At 50.5% G+C, this 3071-nt stretch carries 4 protein-coding genes; all 4 read right to left on the bottom strand.

The genetic code is table 11. From position 1 onward, the window contains the following. A partial coding sequence (locus R3177_RS14110) for an OB-fold nucleic acid binding domain-containing protein (RefSeq protein WP_318971647.1) occupies positions 1–579 on the bottom strand: 579 nt, incomplete at its 3' end. Between the two features lie 55 nt (positions 580–634). Beyond that, positions 635–1468 (bottom strand): substrate-binding periplasmic protein, encoded by an 834-nt coding sequence (locus R3177_RS14115; protein ID WP_318971648.1) that lies wholly within the window; start codon positions 1466–1468, stop codon positions 635–637. Next, entirely contained in the window at positions 1468–1860 is a 393-nt protein-coding gene (locus tag R3177_RS14120; protein ID WP_318971649.1) for a RidA family protein, read from the bottom strand. The genes R3177_RS14115 and R3177_RS14120 overlap by 1 nt, the downstream gene beginning before the upstream one ends. 5 nt (positions 1861–1865) lie before the next feature. After that, a partial coding sequence (locus R3177_RS14125; protein WP_318971650.1) for a TGS domain-containing protein occupies positions 1866–3071 on the bottom strand: 1206 nt, incomplete at its 5' end.

A 3071-nucleotide genomic window follows, 5' to 3' on the forward strand; every position in this document is an offset into this window, starting at 1 on the left:
CAACGTTGCCGGCAAATATTCTGCCGGCGCATAACGGCTCAGGTAATCCAGCGCGGTATCGGTGAGTTTGCGCCAGCTGGCCTGTTTAATGCCTTCGGTGGTCGGGTATACCGGCGTAAGGGTTTCAGCCATTTGCTGAGGCTGATCATCCTGTTGCAGCCGGTATTCCGGATGGAGCATTTCAACGCCTCGCGGCCCGCGTTTTACCTCACCGAACAGCCGCAGTTTAGCCCCGGGGGTGATAGCATTTTTCTGCGCCGCACTAAAGTGAAAAAACCGGCAGGTTAAAAAGCCGCTGCCATCGGTTACTTTAAGCAGCCAGCTGCGCCGTTTTCCAAACTGGATGTCACTGCTTACCACCTCGGCCAGCACGGTGGCATGCAGAGCAGGCATTAAATCGGCGATAGCATAAACCCGGGTGCGGTCTTCATATCGCAACGGCAGATGAAACAGCAGGTCCTGGACACTGGTAATGCCAAGTTTTTCCAGGCGTTGTACCATTTTGGCACCCACGCCCTTGATAAGACTGATACTGAGACTATCCAGTCGGGTATGTGGCAAAGGCAGGATCTCTTTCAATTACAGGCGCATATTTTCAGTGTAAACCGCCAACGGCCTAAGGCAAAGCATTTGCTTAGGGCTGTTGCAGTTTCAGCTCTTGCACATCAGGCCGGTTTTCCGGGTTTCGGATGAGCCTTGCCACGGTGCCATCGTCAATCATCGTTTGCAAATGATGTTGCAGCAGGGGTTTCAGTGCTGCATGCGGGCTGTTTCTGGCAATGGCCAGATGAATGTTATCCGGCATGTCATCGCTAAAATCGAGCGGCGCAATTTTAAAACGCTGCTGATAACTGCTCACGGCGTTAATGGCTTCAGTGGTGCTGATAGTCGGTGCAACCAGACCATCAATCCGGTTGCGTAGCAGCATTTCCAGAGCCAGTTCTATACTGTCTACCTGAGCAATATGATGTGACTGTTCTGCAATCAGCGCCATAGTGGCCGGGTTATACAAGTAATGACGCAACGTGGCCAGCGTCAGGCCGCGAAGCTGTGCCTGACTGTCAATCAGCCGTTTATCGGTTTTTCTTAAAAATAAGCTTTCGGCCACATTGTTCCGGTACGGCAGCAGATACATATATTGATTGCGTTCGTCGCTGTATCTGAGGTTGGTCATTAAATCAACTTCGCCTTTTGCCATCAGCTTCAGACAGCGTGCCAGATTTGTACGTGGGGTAAAACTGAGCTGAAAACCGGCACGCCTGGCCAGCTCCTGCATTAATGCGACCGAAGGGCCGGTTGGTGTATCGCTAATGTCGTACTCGTGAAAATACGGGAAGTGATCAAGGCACCAAACCAGTTTAGGTGGTTCAATAACCGCTGGCTGGATCTCTGCTGCTGCCGGTTGCAGCAGCAGAGTAAGCCACAGCGACAATATTGAGATAAAACGGCACGTCGTCGCGTTTTGCATCAGTGAGTAGATGGAACTTCCATCACGCCGTCTATTTCAATCTGAGCATTGCGGGGGAGTGCACTAACCTGCACTGCTGCCCTGGCCGGATAAGGTTCAGCGAAATATTCGCTCATAATCTGATTAACCGTTGCAAACTGGCCCAGATCAGTCAGAAAAATATTAACCTTTACCATGTTATTCAAATTGCCACCTGCTGCTTCACATACGGCGGTCAGGTTTTTAAATACCTGATGCGTTTGCTCAGCAAAATCTTCTGACACCATCTGCATGGTCGCCGGTAGCAGTGGGATCTGGCCGGATAAATACACCGTGGTACCAATTTTCACCGCCTGACTGTAAGTGCCAATAGCAGCGGGGGCTGCTTCAGTGCGGATAATAACTTTTGACATAATTTTTATTTCCTTCTGTAAACTTTCTGCACGTCTGGCATAACGCGGATTTTACGCATGACATTGGCCAGATGCACCCTGTCCTCTACCGACAGGGTAATTTTAATGACATATTCGCCGGTATCGCGATCGTCGGTAACCAGATCCTGGATATTGGAGTTCTGACTGGCGATAAGGGTGGTCAGCTTGGCCAGCACCCCCTGGCGGTTAATAATAAACACCCGGATATCACACAAAAACTGCTTATCGCTGGTGTTATCCCAGCGGACAGGGAAAAACTTCGCCGGATCGCGCTCCCAACCTTTAATATTGCGACAATCGCTCCGATGCACATTTAGCCCCTTGCCCGGCGTGGCATTCGCGACGATTTCATCACCTGGTATTGGCCGGCAGCACTTGGCGAAGGTAACCAGCATCCCCTCTGAGCCTAAAATAAAGGCGTTACTTTTCGGCAGCGGCGAACTGTTTTTGCCGCTGGTATCATCCGCTTCAAACTCACCAAGCAAACGTCTGGCGATAGCCACCGGCAGCTGATTACCCAGGCCGATTTCGCTACACAGTGCATCAAAAGACTGCTGATTAACATTTTTCAGCACCTGTTCTATCCGCTCTGGCGCGATATCTTCCAGTTTTACCTCGCCAAGGGCCGAGGTCAGCAGGCGTTTACCCAGGCCAATAGCTTCATTTTGCTGCTGGCGTTTTAAATAATTGCGAATACCCAGAATGGCCCGGCTGGTAACCACATAATTAAGCCAGTTAGCATTGGGTTTGCCGCCTGGGCTGGTGATAATTTCTACGGTCTGGCCGGTTTCCAGTGGTTTACTGAGCGAGTATGGCCTGCGGTCCACTTTAGCGCCAACACAGCGGTTACCGACATCGGTGTGAACGGCATAGGCGAAGTCGACTGCGGTGGCACCTATTGGCAGCTCAACAATTTTACCTTTAGGGGTAAAAACATATAACTCTTCAGGGTACAATTCAGATTTGACGTTTTCAACAAACTCATAGCTGGTACCGGCGCTTTGCTGTAACTCGAGCAGACTTTGCATCCAGCGGTGGGCACGGATTTGTGCCGTGGTATCTTTATGCTCACCATTAGATTTATACATCCAGTGCGCGGCAATACCTTTGTCGGCCATTTCATCCATTTCACGGGTACGCATCTGAATTTCGACCGGAATACCGTGCGGACCAATTAATGATGTGTGAAG

The sequence above is a fragment of the Arsukibacterium sp. genome (assembly GCF_033722355.1).
In the GTDB taxonomy this organism is placed as follows: domain Bacteria; phylum Pseudomonadota; class Gammaproteobacteria; order Enterobacterales; family Alteromonadaceae; genus Alishewanella.

Excerpts from the sequence above, each read along its gene's own strand:
- R3177_RS14115 (WP_318971648.1), bottom strand. The coding sequence starts at position 1,468 with ATGCAAAACGCGACGACGTGCCGTTTTATCTCAATATTGTCGCTGTGG.
- R3177_RS14120 (WP_318971649.1), bottom strand. The coding sequence starts at position 1,860 with ATGTCAAAAGTTATTATCCGCACTGAAGCAGCCCCCGCTGCTATTGGC.